A 17,731-nucleotide genomic window follows, 5' to 3' on the forward strand; every position below is an offset into this window, starting at 1 on the left:
CAACCATCGCCATCCCTCGCGCCGACCCGGGTCAGTGAATCAGCAAGCGGTCATCGTGACGAGGGGTTTCTGGAGGTGTCCAGTTTCACCACGCTTCATCCCGCTCGCTGATCTGCGCTGCCACACCACACGTCGCCGCCAATTGACGCGCACTCGCCACCATCTCCCTTGTCGTCGTTTCGGCGCTTGTCCTGCCGACGGCGCCGGCCGCCGAGTTCCGCGGCCGTGTGGTCGTCATCAACGATAGAGGCTGCATGGCCAATGCGTGGCAATCGGCACATTCAGCCTCGCTGATGCGGCTGCCTCCGATTGCATGGCATCATTCCATGACAAGTCTACAACATGGCATCATTCCATGACAAGTCTACAACAGGATAGGCTGCACGCGCTGCCAGTGTACCATATTTAAAAACTCCAATACGTCAAAACAGAATCAAACTACGCAATATATATACTGAACCTACGGCGAGATATAAATTGCCACAATCATCAGAGGCTAATTGTGTGTGTGAAAAATTAATATTTTATTCTTTTTGACTATAGAAAGACATCTATAAATAAGATCTATTTCTATCGTATTCTATTTTGTTGTGATCGATTCGAAGAATGCTAATATCTTTTATCTGATAATTTGTGTGTATTTCTTGTAAATTTGCGCCAATCGGGCACGAGTGCGATTTCGATACTCATATCTTTGCCAAGTTATGTCGTCTGCCTTCGCACAATCTCAACGGGTAGTGCAACGCGTTGCTGGATTTGTCTGCCCGAGAGGCGGTCAATGATACAACGCGCGGCAAGCTGCCCCATCTCATTTCCGTCCACGCTCACTGTAGTCAGTGCCGGTTCAATGGCCCGTCCGATATCCAGATCACCGAAGCCGCAAAGGGCGAGATCATCTGGAATTAAGATACCGCGAGCCCTTGCTTCGATCACCAAGCCGGTGGCGAGCATGTCCGAACTGCAGAACACTGCCGCGCCGCGTGGCAGCGCATCAAGAAGATCAGGCAGCACACGCCTTCCATCGAGCACGGTGCTCGGTGGTGGCAGCAGACGTTGGACCAGCAGGCTGAGGCCGCGTCGCTCGAGGGCGGCCCTGAACCCATCGAGCCGTTCCAGCGCGCGGGGATCGTCGGAGGAGACGATGCCGAATGCGCGATAGCCGTTATCGCAGAGGTGATGCGCCACCGCCTCACCGGCACCTCGGTGACTGAAGCCGACCTGAATGTCCAACGGCTCGGCGGAATCGCCCCAGATCTCGACAATCGGAACGCCGGCTTCAGCGAGGCGCCGCCGCGCAGTCGGCGAATGCACCGCCCCCACGAGCAGCACGCCGTCCGGCTGACGACCAAGCATCGCGGTGATCAAACGTTCCTCGTCCTCGGAGTCGAAGCCGCCGAGGCCGAGGAGCACATGATAACCCGATGCAGCCAGTGTTCGCGTAAAGGCCTGAAGCGCCTCGGCGTACATCGGGCTGGCAATGGTGGGTACGATTGCGACGACCATGCGTGATCGTCGTGAGGACAGCGCGCCAGCCGTGAGGTTGGGGACGTAGCCGAGGCGATCCACCGCCGCCAGGACGCGACGCAACGTGGTCTTCGAGAGCAGCTGCGGCGTATTAAGTGCGCGCGATACGGTGATGGCGGATACGCCAGCCGCCGCTGCGACATCGGTGATGCGTACCGTGCGGCAGGACGGATCGGGAACGCGCGCTGTGGCCTTACTGGCCCGCAGGGTCATGCCAATGAACTCAAGGTCTCTGGCGACCGATACCACAGGGCGCGCCTTCCGACCATCCAAAGCCGCGTCAGCGCTAATACTCGAACGCGCGGCTGGACGCCTTCGAATGGTACCGCTACCATTGACATGTCCAAGAGAATTCCATCCTATTTCGCTTCGATAGCAAACATAGAATGATAGCGCTGTCAGGCCGAATGGGTGGCAAGGGAGGAAATGCCCGCATGTCAGCATCGTTCGCCACAATCCTCGCGCGCCCCAGGCTTGACGGCGGCCCGCAACTGACGCCCCTCGCAGCAGCCCTCGGAGCTGAACTCCGGGGCCTGGACCTCGGCTCCGGCGTCACGTCTGAAGCCGCGACGACGGTCCTAGAGGCATTACATCGATACGGTGTGGTCGTGGTTCGGGATCAACGCCTGACACCACAGGAGCAGCTCGACTTCATGGAGCGGCTGGGGCCAGTGAAGAAGTCATCCTACAGTCGCGCCAATTCATTCTGTGTCCCCGGCTATCCAGACATGATGGTGATCTCCAACATCGTGGAGGACGGCCGGAACATCGGGCTGATGGATGCGGGCGCGATGTGGCACGCGGACGGCACGCATATGGCGCACCCGGACATGTACACCGCGCTCTACGCGCTCGAAGTTCCGCAGCGCGCGGGAGAGTCTCTCGGCGACACGCTCTTCACCAGTACGGCGGAAGCCTACGATGCCCTGCCGGACGCCCTGAAAAAGCGTGTCGCAGGGCGCTCCGCGATCCACAGCTTCGCACACCACATCGAGAAGAAGCGACGCCTGGGCGACCTCCGCCGGCCGCCCCTGACAGACGCGCAGAAGGCCGAGCTCCCGGACGTCGAGCATCCCATCGTCGCGGTGCATCCGGTGACGGGGCGCAAGAACCTGTTCGTGACCGAGGGGCATACGGCGCGCATTGCAGGCCTGCCCCCCGCGGAAAGCGATGAGTTGCTCGAGGAACTCTGGGCGCATATCCGCCGGCCCGAATTCATCTATCGCCACAGCTGGCGTGTGGGCGACCTGCTGATCTGGGACAACCGGGCGACGCAGCACCTGGCCATCTTCGACTACGGTGACCTGCCACGGAAGATGCATCGCGTGGAGACGCTCGGACCCGTCCCGGCGTGACCGCCGCCCGCCCCGTACTGCTGACCGGCGCCTCCGGCGCGCTGGGCAGCATGCTCGCGGAGACGCTCTCCGAAGCCGGTTGGGGCTTGGTGCTGACCGATCTCAAGCCGTTCCCGCGGGCTCTGCCGCCGCATGCTCGCTTCAGTCATGCCGATTTGTGCGACCAGGCGGCGGTTGCCGCGCTCGCCGAAGGCTGCGGGGCCATCGTGCATTTCGGCGGCGTGTCCACCGAGCGTCCATTCGAGGAAGTTCTGGGACCCAATATCGGGGGATTGTTCCACATCTACGAGGCCGCGAGGTTGGCTGGGGCGCGGGTCATCTTCGCCTCATCCAACCACGCCATCGGCTTTCACGAACGGAGCACGACGCTCGATGCGGATTGTGAACTGCGGCCCGACACCTACTACGGCTTGTCCAAGGCCTATGGTGAGCTGATGGGCAAGCTCTACTGGTACAAGCATGGCGTCGAGAGCATCTCCATCCGGATCGGCTCCGGCTTCCCCGAACCATCGAACCGCCGGATGCTCTCGAGCTGGCTGTCCTATGCGGACCTCGCTCGTCTCGTCGATGCCGGGCTTCGCGCGACAGACATCGGTTGCGAGGTGATCTGGGGCGCTTCCGCCAATAGCAGAAGTTGGTGGCGCCACGATTCGCGCGCAAAGCTCGGCTGGGTACCGCAGGACAGCACCGACGACCTTGTCGATGCACTCGGCAACATCGTCAGCGACGATCCCGTCACTGAATTGTACCAGGGTGGGCATCTCTGCGCCCGCGACTACAGCCGCGCGCAACCGCCGCTGACCCCCAACAGGCCGGAGAAGACGCCATGAGCGCGAAGCTCCCCTTCAAGGCTCGCCTGCGCGGTGCCGCTCCGCTGCACGGTTTCTTCATCGGCGTTCCCGCGCCAGCCACCGTCGAGCTGGCGGGTTACGCAGGCTTCGACTTCGTGATCATCGACACCGAGCATGGCGCTGCCGGGCTTGAGACTCTGGAACACATGCTTCGCGCCGCCACGGCGTCCGGTATCGCTGCTTTGGTGCGCGTGCCGCGCGGCGGTGCGGACGACATCCTGCACGTGCTCGATGCCGGCGCCGACGGAATCCTCGTGCCGCATGTGACCGGCGCGGCGCGAGCGGCGGAGATCGTCCGCCACGCATACTACCCGCCACTGGGGCGTCGGGGCATCAGCACGCTGTCGCGCGCCGCGCGTCATGGAATGGGCGATCCTGCCGCCATGCTGCGCGAACAAGCAGATCGCACCGCGGTGATCGCCATGATCGAGGACGCCGAGGCATTGTCCGAAGTTGGTGCGGTGGCTCGTGTGCCAGGGCTGGATGCGATCTTCGTCGGGCCGAATGACCTTGCGTCATCGATGGGACATTTGGGCGATTCCTCGCATCCCACGGTCGTTCGCGCCGTGACCGCCATTCGCGAAGAACTGCAGTCGATCCCGGGCGGACCCGCCTTCGCCACCATCGCGCGCAACGGCACCCAGGCAAGGGAACTGGCTGCCCAGGGCGCGCGCATGCTGTGCTTCAATACCACCTACATCCTCGGCGCGGCGCTGAAGGCATTGCACGCCGATATTAGTGGCTGACCAGACGGTGTCGCTCTATCCCCAGCCGCGTGAACTGCTCGCCGAGCGGTTTACCAGCCTGCCGGACCACCTCCACTGGCGTGGGGAACCCGGCCCTTGGGAACGCAGCCGCCCGGGCGGCGGTGCGGTGCATTCCTTCCTGGAAGGCCCCTCCTTCGACCGGGAGGGTTACCTTTGGTGCACGGATATCCCTCACGGCCGGATCTTTCGCATTGATCCGTCAGGGCAGTGGGAACTGGCAGTGCAGTATGACGGCGAGCCCAACGGCCTGAAGATCCACCAGGACGGCCGCCTTTTCATCGCCGATCGCGCGCATGGCGTCATGGTCATGGACCCCCACGAGCGCGTTGTGCGTCCCTTCTTCACCCGGCCCGCGGCGGAGCGCTTCCGCGGCCCCAACGACCTTTTCATTGGACCGGACGGCTCGATATTCCTGACCGATCCCGGGCGCAGCCACCTGGGAGATCCGACAGGAAGGGTCTGGCGGATCATGCCCGATGGCAGCGGCGCGCAGCTGCTGATCGACAATGCTCCGACACCCAACGGCGTCGTGCTCGACGGGGATGGGCGACACCTGCTCATCGCCATCACGCGCGCCAATGCGGTGTGGCGCTGCCCGGCTGGCGGTGGGCAGACTGAGTTGTTCATCCAGCTGAGTGGCGGCCTGGGGCCGGATGGGCTGGCGCTGGATGAGACAGGCAACCTTGCCGTTGCGCACGCCCGCAACGGCATCGTCTGGCTCTTCTCCTCCGACGGCGCACCGTTGTTGCGCATCCTGTCCTGTGCCGGAAAATCGGTGACCAACATCGCCTATGGCGGACTCGACCGCCGTGATCTGTTCATCGTGGAATCCTCGACGGGGACCGTGATGCGGGCACGGCTGGAGGTAGCCGGGCGTGCGCTTCAATCACATGCGTAAGAGGCTTCGCCACAATTCACGCCGAGCGGCAATGCTGCAGGCGTTCCGTTGAGAGTTGGCGATGCGCGGGTACTGCGCGCCAAGCATCATTCATCTGCCATTGCGCCTGACGCCGTGAGTAGCCGCCAGTAGAGCGGTGCACAACAGACAGGAGGAACGTGACATGTCCATCAGCCGCCGTCGCCTTGGCCACTTGGCCGCCGGCGTCCCCATCGCCTTCGCGTCGCGACGTGCCGCATCGCAGGCATGGCCGACACGGCCGATCACCGTTGTCGTCGCCTATGGCCCCGGTACGGGAACCGACCTCCTGGCGCGGCAGATCGGCGAACGCATGAGCGGCATTCTCGGCCAGCGCATCATCGTGGAGAACAGGGGCGGCGCCAGCGGGATGATCGGCACCGACTATGTCGCGCGCAGCCGGCCGGATGGGTACACGCTGCTGTTTGGAAACAATCAGACGATGGCAGTGAACGTCAGCTTCCAGCGTGAGATCCGCTATGATCCCATTCGTGATTTCACGCCGATCGCGCGGCTGGTCAGCCAGGATTCAGTGCTGGTCATCAACCCGCGCGTACCGGCGCGTTCGGTCGAGGAGCTGGTGCGATATGCCCGCGCCAATCCGGACCAGTTGAATTTTGGCTCGCCGGGGGCCGGAGCGAGCGCGCATCTGGCGGGTGAGGCGCTGAAGGCCGCGGCCGGTATTGCCATGGTGCATGTGCCCTATAACAACAGCCAGCTTTTCGCTGATCTGCTCGCGGGCACTGTCTCGCTCAGCTTCTATCCCTATCTCGCGCTGAAGCAGCATGTGGAATCAGGCGCGCTGATCGCATTGGCCACGACCGGCGAAATGCGCTCACCCTGGTTGCCGAACCTGCCGACCATGGTCGAGCTTGGCTATCCGAGCGTCGTGTTTACGTCCTGGTTCGGTCTCTACGGGCCAGCGGCCCTGCCGACCGACATCGTGGACACCATTGCCGAGGCGGCGCGGCGCAGTCTCGAGGATACGGATCTGCGCCGCGCCCTCTCGGATACGGCAACCCGCATCGAATACGGCGGGCCGGCGGCGCTGGCCCAATACACCGCTTCGGAAATCGAGCGCTACAAGCCGATCATTGAGGTGGCCGGCGGCCGCCAAGGCTAAGCACGTGCGTCAGCCAACCACAACAGACCAGACGGTGCCGAGCAAGCATCGGGACTGTCGGTCGGCCTGATCGTCCAGCAGCTATCCAGTACAAAGATACATCGAGGAAAGGAGAACCGACATGCCACATGCGATCGGCCGCCGAACCGTCCTGGCGACACTGCCGCTGGCGGCCTTGCCTGCGCGGGCAGAGGATGCCTTTCCGTCACGCCCCATCACCATCGTCAACGCCTATGGAGCGGGCGGGCAGACCGACATCGCGACGCGCCTGACTGCGGATCGCCTGACAGCTGCGATTGGGCAGCGGGTCCTTGTCGAGAACAGGGTGGGAGGGGCAACCTCGATCGCCTCGACCTATGTCGCGCAGGCGCGACCGGACGGCTATACCTTGCTGGCCGGGACAAGTTCGCTGGCCATCAACCCCACCCTACAGCCCAGGCTGACTCCGCGCGATCCGCAGACGGAGCTTGCGCCAATCGGCATGGTCTATCGGGGTGCCTTCGTCTTCCACATCTATCCTGGCATTCCAGCCACCACCCTTGCCGAATTCATCGCTTATGCGAAAGCGAATCCCGGCAAGCTGAACTACGGAGGCGTGGTAGGTACCGTGGTGCATCTGGCGACAGAAATGCTTTGCCAGCGCGCCGGGATCGAGATGACTGCAGTTCCGAACCGAGGCGGCGCGGAGGGGTTGCTTGACCTTCAGGCTGGTCGGATCCACTGCAACTTCCAATCGCCGGTGGAAGCTTTGCCATCGCTCCAAGAAGGTAAGACGCGCGCGCTTGCAATTTCTTCGCGGCAGCGGCTTGCCAACCTGCCCGACGTCCCGACAGTTGCCGAGACTCTGTCTGGCTTCGAGGCTGTCCTATGGATGGCTCTGTTCGCGCCTGCCGCTACGCCGGCGCCCATCATCAATAGGGTTACAAACGCGCTTCGTACGGTTACGGACAACAGTGAATACCAGGACCGCATGGCCCGCATTGGCCTGTCAGCAGAAACCGGCGGTGCAAACCACGTGCGGACGCTCCTGGCAGAGGACACAGCAAATTGGCGGAAGGTAATCACCGAAGCGGGGATACAGACAAACTGAGCAACGCGACCCTTCTCCATGGAATATAGAGTCGGATTAAGTTTGACTAATCTGCGATATAGGCTAGCGAATTATTTCGGCAGGCGGCTTTATCCGGCTCGCATTGGCAGGCGGCCACGCACCAATTCGGAATAGTCATGCTTCCATAATCCCGGACGGTCTGGTCCGAATTAGCATCTGGACACCTCGGATAACCCGCCGATCGGGCACTGCGGAGGGGCGATGGGGGGTGTTGGCGGAGGCCGAGCGTGTGTCTGCGGTCTGCTGATCGGGCTCGGGTGGCTTGTTGCCGGTCTTCCTGGTGCCTGAGACTGTCAGGCGGGTGCGCCTCTCCCTTCGATCCAGACGAGGCGGCGCAGGTTGTAAGCCAGGTTGGCGAGCGTGATGCGCGCGGTGGCGCGGACAAGGCCAATGTCGCGCACGACTAGGTTCATGCGGCGCTTCTCGGTGGCGAAAACACGCTCGACGAGGCCGCGCACCCGCCTCCCCGGGCGAGGCCGGCGGATGCGCCCCGGCATGCTCGTTGGCTCGCGCACATCCACCAACGTCGCCCCGCCTTCGCGTAGCAAGGTGGCCGCCGCCTCCCGAGATATATAATTGTCCTCCTTCCGGGATCAGGTCGGCGGGCGGGCAGTCGAGGTCGCGCAGCACGGCCAGGACGCTGGCAGCCTTGGGATCGGCCAACCGGCAGAGCACCGCCTGCGCCTCCTTCCGGATCGCCACCGAGCCGACCTCGCGGAGCATGGCGAGATGTTGGGAAAGGGCCGGCTGGGAGAGGCTGCAGCCTCCGCCAACGCCCCCACCGTCATCTCGCCCTCGCCGACCAGGGGACAGAGCAGGAGGCGCCGGTTCGCGTTCGGGATTGAACGGAGCGCCGATCTTGCGGACCATCGCGAGATCAAGCGAGGCGTTCAGGCGGCGCGAAATCTCGACCGCGACCGGCACACCGCCGCGCGGCAGCGCATAGACCGTCAGCTGCTGCCCGGCCTGGGTCCCATGCATGAATGTCGCTTCACTGCCATTCATATTGGTAGGCCATCCTGCCGGGCCGTCGATACTTTGATCTCGAGCAAGGAATGAGCTGGGTCGGCGTATATTTTGGTGAGCGTACGGTCGGGGCGTGACCAGTGCCGACGGAGGGAGATCAGTGTGATTGCCATGGCCGTCAGCAATACCGTGGGCCGTTTGGATTTGGTGGAACGGGAGGTGCCGTCACCCGGGGCGCAGGAGGTTCTTGTCCGGGTCCGCGCCTGCGGCGTCTGCCGGACGGACTTGCATGTGGTGGATCGTGACCTGCCAGGGGTCCGTCCCGGGCTGATCCCAGGCCACGAGATCGTCGGCAGCATCGAGTGCCTGGGCGCGGATGTGACCGGGCTGAGAATCGGTCAGCGTGTCGGCGTGCCATGGCTTGGCAGCACCTGCGGCACTTGCCCCTTTTGCCGGATGGGCTCCGAAAATCTGTGCGACGCGCCAGGCTTCACCGGCTACACGCGCGATGGCGGATATTCGGAATTCGCCATCGCCGACAGTCGCTACTGCTTCCCTTTGCCCGAAGGCTATGGCGATGCCGAGGCCGCGCCGCTTCTCTGCGCAGGGCTGATCGGACACCGCAGCCTGCGCATGGCGGGCAACAGCGACAGGCTGGGAATCTATGGCTTCGGCGCGGCGGCTCATATCGTGGCGCAGCTCGCGATCGCGGAAGGGCGGCGGGTATTCGCCTTCACGAGCCCCGGCGACGCCCAGGCGCAGGAATTCGCGCGACGCATGGGCGTCGAATGGGCGGGCGGGTCGGACGCGCCGCCTCCAACGACGCTCGATGCAGCGATCATCTTCGCGCCGGTGGGCGGTCTCGTGCCGACGGCGCTGGCCGCGGTGCGCAAGGGTGGCACAGTGGTCTGCGGCGGGATCCACATGAGCGACATCCCGACCTTTCCCTACCGTCTGCTGTGGGGCGAGAAGGTCTTGCGGTCGGTCGCGAACCTGACGCGGGACGATGCCATCCAGTTCCTCGCGCTGGCGCCGCGCGTGCCGGTACGCACCGAGGTGATCGAATTTCCCCTCCGCAGCGCCAATGAAGCCTTGTCCACCCTGCGGCAAGGCAAGCTCTCGGGTGCCGCTGTCCTGATCCCCTGAGAGCCTGGCGGACGCGCAGTCCTTTTGAAACGGCATCATGCGCTCCCCATGCCGCCGCGGCCTGCGTGGCGTGAGCATCACTGTCGCCGACGGTCCGGCTATTGCAGCAGGACGGGAATGCGCAGTGCCTGGGATAGCTGGCGCGCAACGTCTGGGCTGGCGTCCTCCACGCTCGGTCGGTCGAGCGCCAGCAGGCGCCCACCGGTCCTTGCCATCAGTATCTGCAGGGTTGCCGTCGAGGCATCGCCGGCCTCCCGCACGATCACCTGGTCCTCCGCGATGCCGATGGCCCGCGCTACGTCGGCCAGGGCATCGACGGAACCCGCTTCGGTATGCACTGAGCGAAGCAGAATGAGCTTTTCGCCCGTTGCCTTGGCGATGCGCGCCGCCAGCGCGAACTTGTGCCCAGCGCCCGCCTTGACCAGCACCGCGACCGGCCCGGTGCGGTGCGCAATTCGCGACGGCAACAGGAGCACTGCGGCAGGCGATTCTATGGCGGCCCGCCAAGCCCGGGGAAAGGTGCCAAGCATATGCGCGGCCGCGCTGCCTGACGCACCGAGCACCATGATATCGGTCTCCCCCGAGAGGGCCGCCACGGCGGCCGCCGGGTCACCACGCAGCACTTCGATCCGGTTCGCCACGCCGAGACGCGCGGCATGGGCGTCGAGCATCGTCCGCAGCCTGCTGCTCGCAGCCTGAAACTCTCCCTCGATCCGTCTGATCGCCAATGGCGACCACTCATGCACCGGAAGACACAATTCGCGCGCGAACGGCAGGGAGGCCAGGCTGCAGACAGCCTCGTCCTCGACGAAAATCCCCAGAAGGTCCAGGTCCAGCAGGCCCGCCAGCTCCGCGACTGTGGAGATGGCGCGAGGATCCTCGCCGATGTGGCACAGATCGAGCAGCAGGCGCCGGTGACGGTCGATGCCGCGCGCCTCGCCGCTCATGACACGCGCGCCGGCCGGCACATCGACGGGTGTCCGATATGCCGACATGCTGGCATCCGATCTTCGGGGCGATCCGTCATTGTCGTTCTTCCGCTTCGGCTGCCGGTCCGCCTTCCATGTTCCGCCGCAGCGTCGCGAACCGCCTGAGCTTGGCTTCGACCAAGCCGTTGACGCTGCCTTCCGGGTAAGTGCCGTCCGCTGCGCGGGCTCCCGCGGGCTGGCCCATTATCAACGCCGCTGCCTCGTCCACATGGCGCACGGCATGGATGGCGAAACGGCCAGCGGCGCAGGCCTCGACCACATCGGCCCGCAGCATGAGATGCTGTACATTCGCCTGGGGAATGAGAACGCCCTGCGTGCCTGTCAGTCCACGCGCATGACAGAGATCGAAGAAGCCCTCGATCTTCTCATTGACACCGCCAATGGCCTGGATGTCGCCATGCTGATTGACCGACCCCGTGATCGCCAGATCCTGCCGCACCGGAAGTTCAGCCAGGGCAGACAGCAGGGTAAGGAGTTCCGCCGTGGACGCGCTGTCGCCCTCGACACCACCATAGGATTGCTCAAATACCAGGCTGGCTTGCAGGGAGATTGGCGCATCGAGCGCGAAGCGTCCGGCCAGGAAGCCAGACAGGATCAGCACACCCTTGGAATGCAGTGGCCCGCCGAGCTTGACCTCCCGCTCAATGTCCAGGATGCGGCCGCCGCCCGCGCGCACCCGCGCCGTGATGCGCGATGGGCGGCCGAAGGCATGGGCGCCGAGGGACAGCACACTCAATCCATTGACTTGGCCGATGCGCTCGCCGGTGGTGTCGATCAACGCGATATCACGCAGGATCGCCTCGCGGGAACGCTCCTCGGGCCGCGCCACTCGCCGCCGCTGTTCCCGAATGGCACGTTCGACGTCGTCCCGGCCGATGGCATCGTGCCCGGCCGTTGCGGCCCAGTGCGACGCCTCGGCCATCAAGTCGCGCAATCGTTCCATGAGCAACGTCAAACGCGCCGAATCATCGGAAAGTCGTGCCGCGTACTCGACCACACGGGCCACGGCGCCATGATCGAGCGGCCGAAGCTGCTCGCGTCGCGCGACGGTCGCCACCATCCGCGCGAGCATGGCCTCGGTCTCGAGGCTGCGTGGCATGTCGTCATCGAAGTCGGCGAGGACCTTGAAGTGACGCTCGAGGTCCGGGTCGAGTTCCGCCAGGAGGTAGTAGATCAGCCTTTCGCCGACGAGCACGATCTTGCAGTCAAGGGCGATCGGATCCGGCTCCAGCGAGACCGTCGTGGTCAGGCCGATGAACTGGGCGACGTCCTCGATGGCAATGTGGTTCTGCACCAGCGCGCGCTTCAAGGCGGCCCAGCTGAATGGTTCGGTCAGCAGCGCACGCGCGTCGATGATGAGCGTGCCGCCATTGGCACGGTGCAAGGCCCCGGCCTTGATCATCCTGAAATTGGTCACGAGGGCGCCCTGCACGGAGAGATGCTCGATACGCCCGACAAGGTTGCTGAGCGTCGGGTGCAGTTCCTCCACCACCGGCGCACCATGTCCGTCCGCCGGCTGGCTCACCAGAACATTCACGTCATATCGGTCGAACGACGTACCGATGCGCAGGCCGGCCGGCATCCCCTCGGGGCCCTGCGTCCCGGTCTCCAGGAACAGGTGCACGTTTTCCAGCAAGTCGGCGTGCGCCGCCGCGAAATACTCGATCACGCGGGGGAGGTCGACGAAGGGCGAGGATGCCTCGGCGATCGCCTGGTCGATCACCACCTTGGCGGTCTCGCGGTCGAGCGCGCGGACGGCGTCGCGCCGCTCCTTCTCGATGCGGGGAATGGACCGCAGCGTCTCCTCAAGCTCCTTTTCGGTCTGGCCGACCGTCTCACGCACCGTGCGCTGTCGCTCCTCCGGCCAGGTCGCGAACTCATCGGGCGTCACGACCTTGCCGTCCTGCGTGGGCGCAACGGCAAAGCCCATGGGCGTGCGCAGTATCGCCACGCCCTTGGCGGTCGCCTTGGTGCCCAGCGCCTCGAAGGCCCGCTCCGCCTGGCCGTGAAAGGAGGAGTCGATCGCACCGCGTCGGCGCTGGTAGTCCTCACTCTCGAACACCGCCGGCAGGGCCGCGCGCAGGTCATCGAGGAGTTGAACCGCGGCGGTGTCGAATGCCGGGGCACGCCCGGGCGGAAGCGCGATCGCCAGCGGGTGGTGGGGCGCGGCGAAGTTATTGACGTAGACCCAATCGTTCGGCGCCATCCGTTGCGCCGCCGCCTCCGTGAGAAGCGACTTGATCGACTCGCTGATGCGCCCATCGCCCTGCCCGATGGCGAAGATATTGAAGCCGCGTGTCGCGATGCTGGTGCCGAGCCGGATGGCCTCATGGGCCCTGTCCTGCGCCGCCAGGGCCTGTAGGGGCTCGAGATCATCGGTGGTGGTGAAGGCCATCGCCGAAAGGTCGGCGGCACGATACAGGCTTGCGGGCGGCAAAGGGCCAGCATGCTCGGCGGCTCCGGTCGCGGTCATCGCCTGTTCCCCGTTCTCCTCGCCTGCGCTCATCTCGTATCCTTACGGCCGAAACTCACTGATGCCGTCGGCCCTCATGTCAGGCCGCGTTGCAGCAGGAACGCCTCCAACGCACTGCCGAGGCCGGGCGTGCCAGCCTCCGCAAAGGCATAGCGTGCACGGATGACAGGACGCGCCTGCCCGATCACGTCCTGAAGACCGGCGGGCGTCGCAGACACCACCAGATCCGCCGTCGAGCGCGCAATGGTTTCGGCGAGGCCGCGGCGTTGCGCCGCATCATAGCCCATCGCCGGCAGAACGGGGCCAAGATGTGGGAATGCGGCGAAGACGGCGGCGATCTCCGGTGTCGCAGACAGACGCGGATCCACGATTTCCGCCGCACCCGCCTGCAGCGCCGCTGCATAGCCAGCGCCGTGCGGCATGCCGCCATGGGTGAGCGTCGGCCCATCCTCCACGACAAGGACGCGGCGCCCGCGCACCGCCGCCGCATCGTCCAGCGTCACCACCGAGGCGCCAAGCAGAATGGAGGCCGAGGGGCTCAGGGCGCGTGCGGCATCGGCCACGCGGCGCACATCCTCGGCCGGCGCCGCATTCGTCTTCGCGACGAGCACGATGTCCGCCATGCGCAGCACGGCCTCGCCCGGATGATAGGTGCTCTCATGGCCGGGGCGCAGCGGGTCCACCAGCACGATCAGGAGGTCCGGGCGCAGGAAGGGGAAGTCGTTGTTGCCGCCGTCCCAGAGCAGCAGATCGGACTCGGCCTCTGCCTGGGCCAGTACGCGCGCCGTATCCACGCCGACATGCACGACGCCACCAGCGGCAATGTGCGGTTCGTATTCTTCGCGCTCTTCGATCGTGCAGTCCGCGGCGTTGAGGTCGGCCAGGGTTGCGAAGCGCTGCGTGGTCTGCCGCGCCAAGTCTCCGTAGGGCATGGGATGCCGTAGCACCCCAACGCGCAGGCCTCGTTCACGCAGCCTCGCCGCAATCCACCGCGCCGTCTGAGATTTGCCGCAGCCAGTGCGCACCGCGCAGATCGCGATGACTGGAAGCCTGGACGGCAGCATCGTCCGGCGTGGTCCAAGGAGCAGGAAGTCGGCGCCTGCAGCAAGTGCCGCCGAGGCTCGGTGCATCACATCGATATGCGCGACGTCGCTATAGGCGAAGACCACTGTGTCCACACCATCCTCCCGGATGATCCGCGGCAGATCTGCCTCGTCGTGGATGGGGATTCCGGTGGGGTAGAGGTCGCCCGCGAGCGCCGGCGGGTAGGATCGCCTGGCGATGCCCGGAATCTGGGCCGCAGTGAAGGCCGTCACCTCGGTCTGGGGATCGTCCCTGAATACCACGTTGAAGTTATGGAAGTCGCGTCCTGCCGCGCCCATGATGACAACGCGCTTTCTCGCCATCGACGTCATGGACCTTCTCCCGTCGGAACCCCTTGCGAGCGTGCCGCGGTCATGCCGACAATATCCCCAGCACGAGAAACATCGCAATGAGGCTCGGTGCGATCCAGCGCAGGAGCAGCCGAATGCCCCCGACAGCTGCGGTCGACCAGCCGAGTTCCTCGGCAAATACGGCGCGACTCAGCACGCGACCGCCGAAGACGGCGAGCAGGAAGCCACTGACCGGCAGCATCAGATCCGAGGCGACGCGATCCAGCGCATCGAAGATCCCGGATGCCTCGAAGCCGATGATCGGGGCGAGGGGACGCGCATCGGACCAGAGATTGAAGGATAGCAGGCTCGGCAGTCCGGCGGCCCAACAGGCGACGCCAAGAATGAGGCAGGCCTGACCACGCGTCAGCCGCCCGTACTTCACGAGTGGTGCGACCGCCAGTTCGAACAACGAGATCGCCGACGCCAGTGCGGCCGCAAAGAGTGCAACGAAGAACGTCAGCCCAACTAGGTCTCCCACCGGCAGGCCACCAAAGGCAACCGGCAGGCTGAGGAACATCAGGCTCGCGCCGGCCGATGGGTCGAGCCCCTGTGCGAAGACAAGCGGCATCACTGCAAAGCCCGCCAGCAGTGAGATGGCCGTGTCACCAAGGATGGTAACAACAGTGACGAGACCCAGAGGCGTATCGCGCGCCGCATGCGCCGCATAGGTCGCCATGACGCCAAGGCCAGCGCCGATCGAAAAGAACCCGAGTCCCAGCGCTTCGAGTGCGACACGCGGCGTAAGGGATTCGAGCCGTGGCACCAGCATGAACTCGGCGGCGCGGCCAACGTCGCCAACCACGCTCGCGTAGACTGCGAGGGCGACCATCAGCAGCATCAGTAAGGGCATGAGAACCCTGCAGGCTGCCTCGATGCCGCCGGTGATGCCGCGCGCCACCACACTGGCGGTCGCGGACACGAAGGCCGCATGATAGGCGGCGAAGGCGATCGGGTCGCCGGTGATGGCAGCGAACAGTGCCACCGCCGCCCCTGGGTCGATGCCGGCGAAGCCGCGCAGCACCGCGCGTTCCGCATAGGCGATGGTCAGGCAGCCGATGACCGCATAGTAGCTGAGGATGACGAACCCGGTGGCGATGGCGAAGACGCCGACCCATCCCCAGCGTGGATTCCGACCCGTCGATTGCGCGAGGGACGCCATGCCCGATGGAAGGTCGGCACGGCTCCGGCGGCCGATCAGCAGTTCCGCAAGCATCAAAGGCAGCACGACGAGGGCTAGCCCGAGCGTATAGAACAGCAGGAATCCGCCCCCTCCATTCCGGCCGACCTCGTATGGGAACTTCCAGATCGAGCCCAACCCGACGGCCGAGCCGATGGTCGCGAGAATGAACCCGCGATGGCTCGACCAGCGGTCCCGGCTATCTTCTTGCACGGTGGATACGAGTTCGGCGCCCGCATTGCGGCATCAGCGGGCGCTGGATCACAATGCCATCTCGGGTTGCGAGCTCGCCGCCTTCGATTCCTCTGGCAGTTCCGTCATTGTCGCTTCCGTCAACAGCAACACGCTCGCGACGGACACCGCATTCTCAAGCGCGACCCGCACCACCTTGGTTGGGTCGACGATCCCCGCCTCCACGAGGTCGACATAGGCTTTGCGTGAGGCATCAAGCCCGAAGTTGGCCGCACCTTCCAGCATTCGGGCCACGGCAACCCCGCCATCGACGCCGGAATTTTCGGCGATCTGGCGGGCCGGGGCCTCGAGGGCGCGCTTGAGGATCTGCACGCCGGTGCGCTCGTCACCTTCGGTTTCCGCCTCCAATTGCGCCACTGCCGCTACGCAGCGAAGCAGCGCCAGGCCGCCACCGGGGACGATGCCTTCGGCTACTGCGGCCTTCGTGGCGCTGATGGCATCGTCGAGGGCTTCCTTGCGTGCCTTCATCTCGGCTTCCGACGGCGCGCCGACACGAACCACGGCAACACCGCCGGCGAGCTTGGCGACACGCTCCTGCAGCTTCTCCTTGTCGTAGTCGCTCGTGCTCCTCTCGATTTCACGTCGGATCTGGTCGATGCGCGCCTCGATCTGGCCGTGCTCCCCCGCTCCGCCCACGATGGTGGTCGTGTCCTTATCAACAACGACACGGCGCGCCCGTCCGAGTTGAGCCAGGGCGACCGTCTCGAGCTTGAGCCCGAGTTCCTCGGAGACCACTTCGCCACCCGTGAGGACCGCGATATCCTGCAGCATGGCTTTGCGACGATCGCCAAAGCCCGGCGACTTCACCGCGCAGGACCGCAGGGCCCCGCGGATGTTGTTCAGGATCATGGTGGCGAGCGCCTCACCCTCGACATCCTCGGCGACAACAAGCAGCGGACGGCCCGCCTTCAGGAGTTGTTCGAGGACCGGGATCAGATCCTTCACCACGCTGACTTTGCGATCCGTCACCAGGACGTAAGCGTCTTCGAGTTCAGCCTCCATCTTCTCAGCGTTAGTGACGAAGTAGGGAGAGACGTAGCCCCGATCAAACTGCATGCCTTCGACCACATCGAGCACCGTCTCGGTGGTCTTCGCCTCCTCCACCGTGATGACGCCTTCCGAGCCGATGCGTTCCATGGCATCGGCAACGAGTTCGCCGACGGTCAGGTCGTTGTGTGCGGAGATGGTCGCCACTTGCGCGCGTTCGGCCCGTGTGCGGACCGGCCGCGACAGCCCCTGCAGCGTTGCCACGACAGCATGCGCGGCCTTGTCGAGGCCCTTCTTCAGATCCACTGCGCTTGCCCCGGCGGCGACGTTGCGCATGCCATCTGCCAGGATCGCATGAGCCAGCACCGTGGCGGTGCTGGTGCCGTCGCCGACGACGTCGCCGGTCTTCTCGGCCGCCTGGCGCAGCATCTGGACTCCGAGATTTTCCTCGGGGTCCTTCAGGTCGAGTTCCTTAGCGATGGTAACGCCGTCGTTGCAGACGATCGGCGCCCCCCACTTCTTCTGGATGAGAACGGATTTCGACCGCGGTCCCAAGGTGATGCGTACCGCATCGGCGAGCTGCGTGGCACCACGCAGGATCTTTTCGCGCGCCGCCGAGCGGAACAGAACCTGTCTATGGCCCATGGCAATCCCTCAT

Annotated in this window: 15 protein-coding genes; 8 read left to right on the plus strand and 7 right to left on the minus strand. The window is 64.8% G+C overall.

The genetic code is table 11. The annotated features are described in order from the left end of the window. Window positions 1-702: 702 nt before the first annotated feature. Window positions 703-1,737, minus strand: coding sequence for a LacI family DNA-binding transcriptional regulator (locus IEY36_RS28125; protein WP_188973265.1), 1,035 nt, complete (start codon window positions 1,735-1,737; stop codon window positions 703-705). 221 nt (window positions 1,738-1,958) lie between these two features. Between IEY36_RS28125 and IEY36_RS28130 the strand changes: the two genes are divergently transcribed. The 6 genes from IEY36_RS28130 (at window position 1,959) to IEY36_RS28155 (ending at window position 7,626) form a co-directional block, all read left to right on the plus strand. Next, on the plus strand, window positions 1,959-2,879 hold the full coding sequence (locus IEY36_RS28130) for a TauD/TfdA dioxygenase family protein (RefSeq protein WP_188973267.1): 921 nt from the start codon (window positions 1,959-1,961) through the stop codon (window positions 2,877-2,879). Next, entirely contained in the window at window positions 2,876-3,709 is an 834-nt protein-coding gene (locus IEY36_RS28135; protein WP_229681645.1) for an NAD-dependent epimerase/dehydratase family protein, read from the plus strand. Before IEY36_RS28130 ends, IEY36_RS28135 begins: the two co-directional genes overlap by 4 nt. Further along, a complete protein-coding gene (locus IEY36_RS28140) occupies window positions 3,706-4,476 on the plus strand; it encodes an HpcH/HpaI aldolase family protein (RefSeq protein ID WP_188973269.1) in 771 nt (256 codons plus the stop codon). The genes IEY36_RS28135 and IEY36_RS28140 overlap by 4 nt, the downstream gene beginning before the upstream one ends. Beyond that, window positions 4,469-5,395: an SMP-30/gluconolactonase/LRE family protein gene (locus IEY36_RS28145; protein ID WP_229681646.1), complete on the plus strand. Its 927-nt coding sequence runs from the start codon at window positions 4,469-4,471 to the stop codon at window positions 5,393-5,395. Before IEY36_RS28140 ends, IEY36_RS28145 begins: the two co-directional genes overlap by 8 nt. A gap of 163 nt (window positions 5,396-5,558) precedes the next feature. Next, window positions 5,559-6,536, plus strand: a complete 978-nt coding sequence (locus IEY36_RS28150; protein WP_268238214.1) for a Bug family tripartite tricarboxylate transporter substrate binding protein — start codon at window positions 5,559-5,561, stop codon at window positions 6,534-6,536. 121 nt (window positions 6,537-6,657) lie between these two features. Continuing rightward, window positions 6,658-7,626: a Bug family tripartite tricarboxylate transporter substrate binding protein gene (locus IEY36_RS28155; RefSeq protein WP_188973273.1), complete on the plus strand. Its 969-nt coding sequence runs from the start codon at window positions 6,658-6,660 to the stop codon at window positions 7,624-7,626. 314 nt (window positions 7,627-7,940) lie between these two features. Here the strand turns inward: IEY36_RS28155 and IEY36_RS28160 are convergent, their stop codons facing one another. Beyond that, the gene (locus IEY36_RS28160; protein ID WP_188973275.1) at window positions 7,941-8,105 is read right to left on the minus strand and encodes a hypothetical protein; all 165 of its coding nucleotides are present in this window, start codon (window positions 8,103-8,105) and stop codon (window positions 7,941-7,943) included. Between the two features lie 118 nt (window positions 8,106-8,223). Between IEY36_RS28160 and IEY36_RS28165 the strand changes: the two genes are divergently transcribed. Next, window positions 8,224-8,706: a hypothetical protein gene (locus IEY36_RS28165; RefSeq protein WP_188973277.1), complete on the plus strand. Its 483-nt coding sequence runs from the start codon at window positions 8,224-8,226 to the stop codon at window positions 8,704-8,706. Window positions 8,707-8,784: 78 nt separating this feature from the next. Next, window positions 8,785-9,759, plus strand: coding sequence for a zinc-dependent alcohol dehydrogenase family protein (locus tag IEY36_RS28170; protein WP_188973279.1), 975 nt, complete (start codon window positions 8,785-8,787; stop codon window positions 9,757-9,759). 98 nt (window positions 9,760-9,857) lie between these two features. On the opposite strand, the gene IEY36_RS28175 is transcribed toward IEY36_RS28170, so the two are convergent. From IEY36_RS28175 to groL, 5 genes are all read right to left on the minus strand, one after another. Continuing rightward, window positions 9,858-10,754, minus strand: a complete 897-nt coding sequence (locus IEY36_RS28175; RefSeq protein ID WP_188973281.1) for a hypothetical protein — start codon at window positions 10,752-10,754, stop codon at window positions 9,858-9,860. Between the two features lie 28 nt (window positions 10,755-10,782). Further along, complete coding sequence (locus IEY36_RS28180) at window positions 10,783-13,143, minus strand: Lon protease family protein (protein ID WP_229681647.1); 2,361 nt, start codon at window positions 13,141-13,143, stop codon at window positions 10,783-10,785. A 152-nt stretch (window positions 13,144-13,295) separates the two neighbouring features. Beyond that, entirely contained in the window at window positions 13,296-14,636 is a 1,341-nt protein-coding gene (locus IEY36_RS28185; RefSeq protein WP_188973283.1) for a cyclic 2,3-diphosphoglycerate synthase, read from the minus strand. A gap of 40 nt (window positions 14,637-14,676) precedes the next feature. After that, window positions 14,677-16,047, minus strand: a complete 1,371-nt coding sequence (locus tag IEY36_RS28190; RefSeq protein WP_188973285.1) for a sodium-dependent transporter — start codon at window positions 16,045-16,047, stop codon at window positions 14,677-14,679. 48 nt (window positions 16,048-16,095) lie between these two features. Beyond that, entirely contained in the window at window positions 16,096-17,718 is a 1,623-nt protein-coding gene (gene groL / locus IEY36_RS28195) for a chaperonin GroEL (protein WP_188973287.1), read from the minus strand. Between the last annotated feature and the right edge of the window lie 13 nt (window positions 17,719-17,731).

It is taken from the genome of Neoroseomonas lacus (assembly GCF_014644535.1).
GTDB lineage: Bacteria > Pseudomonadota > Alphaproteobacteria > Acetobacterales > Acetobacteraceae > Neoroseomonas > Neoroseomonas lacus.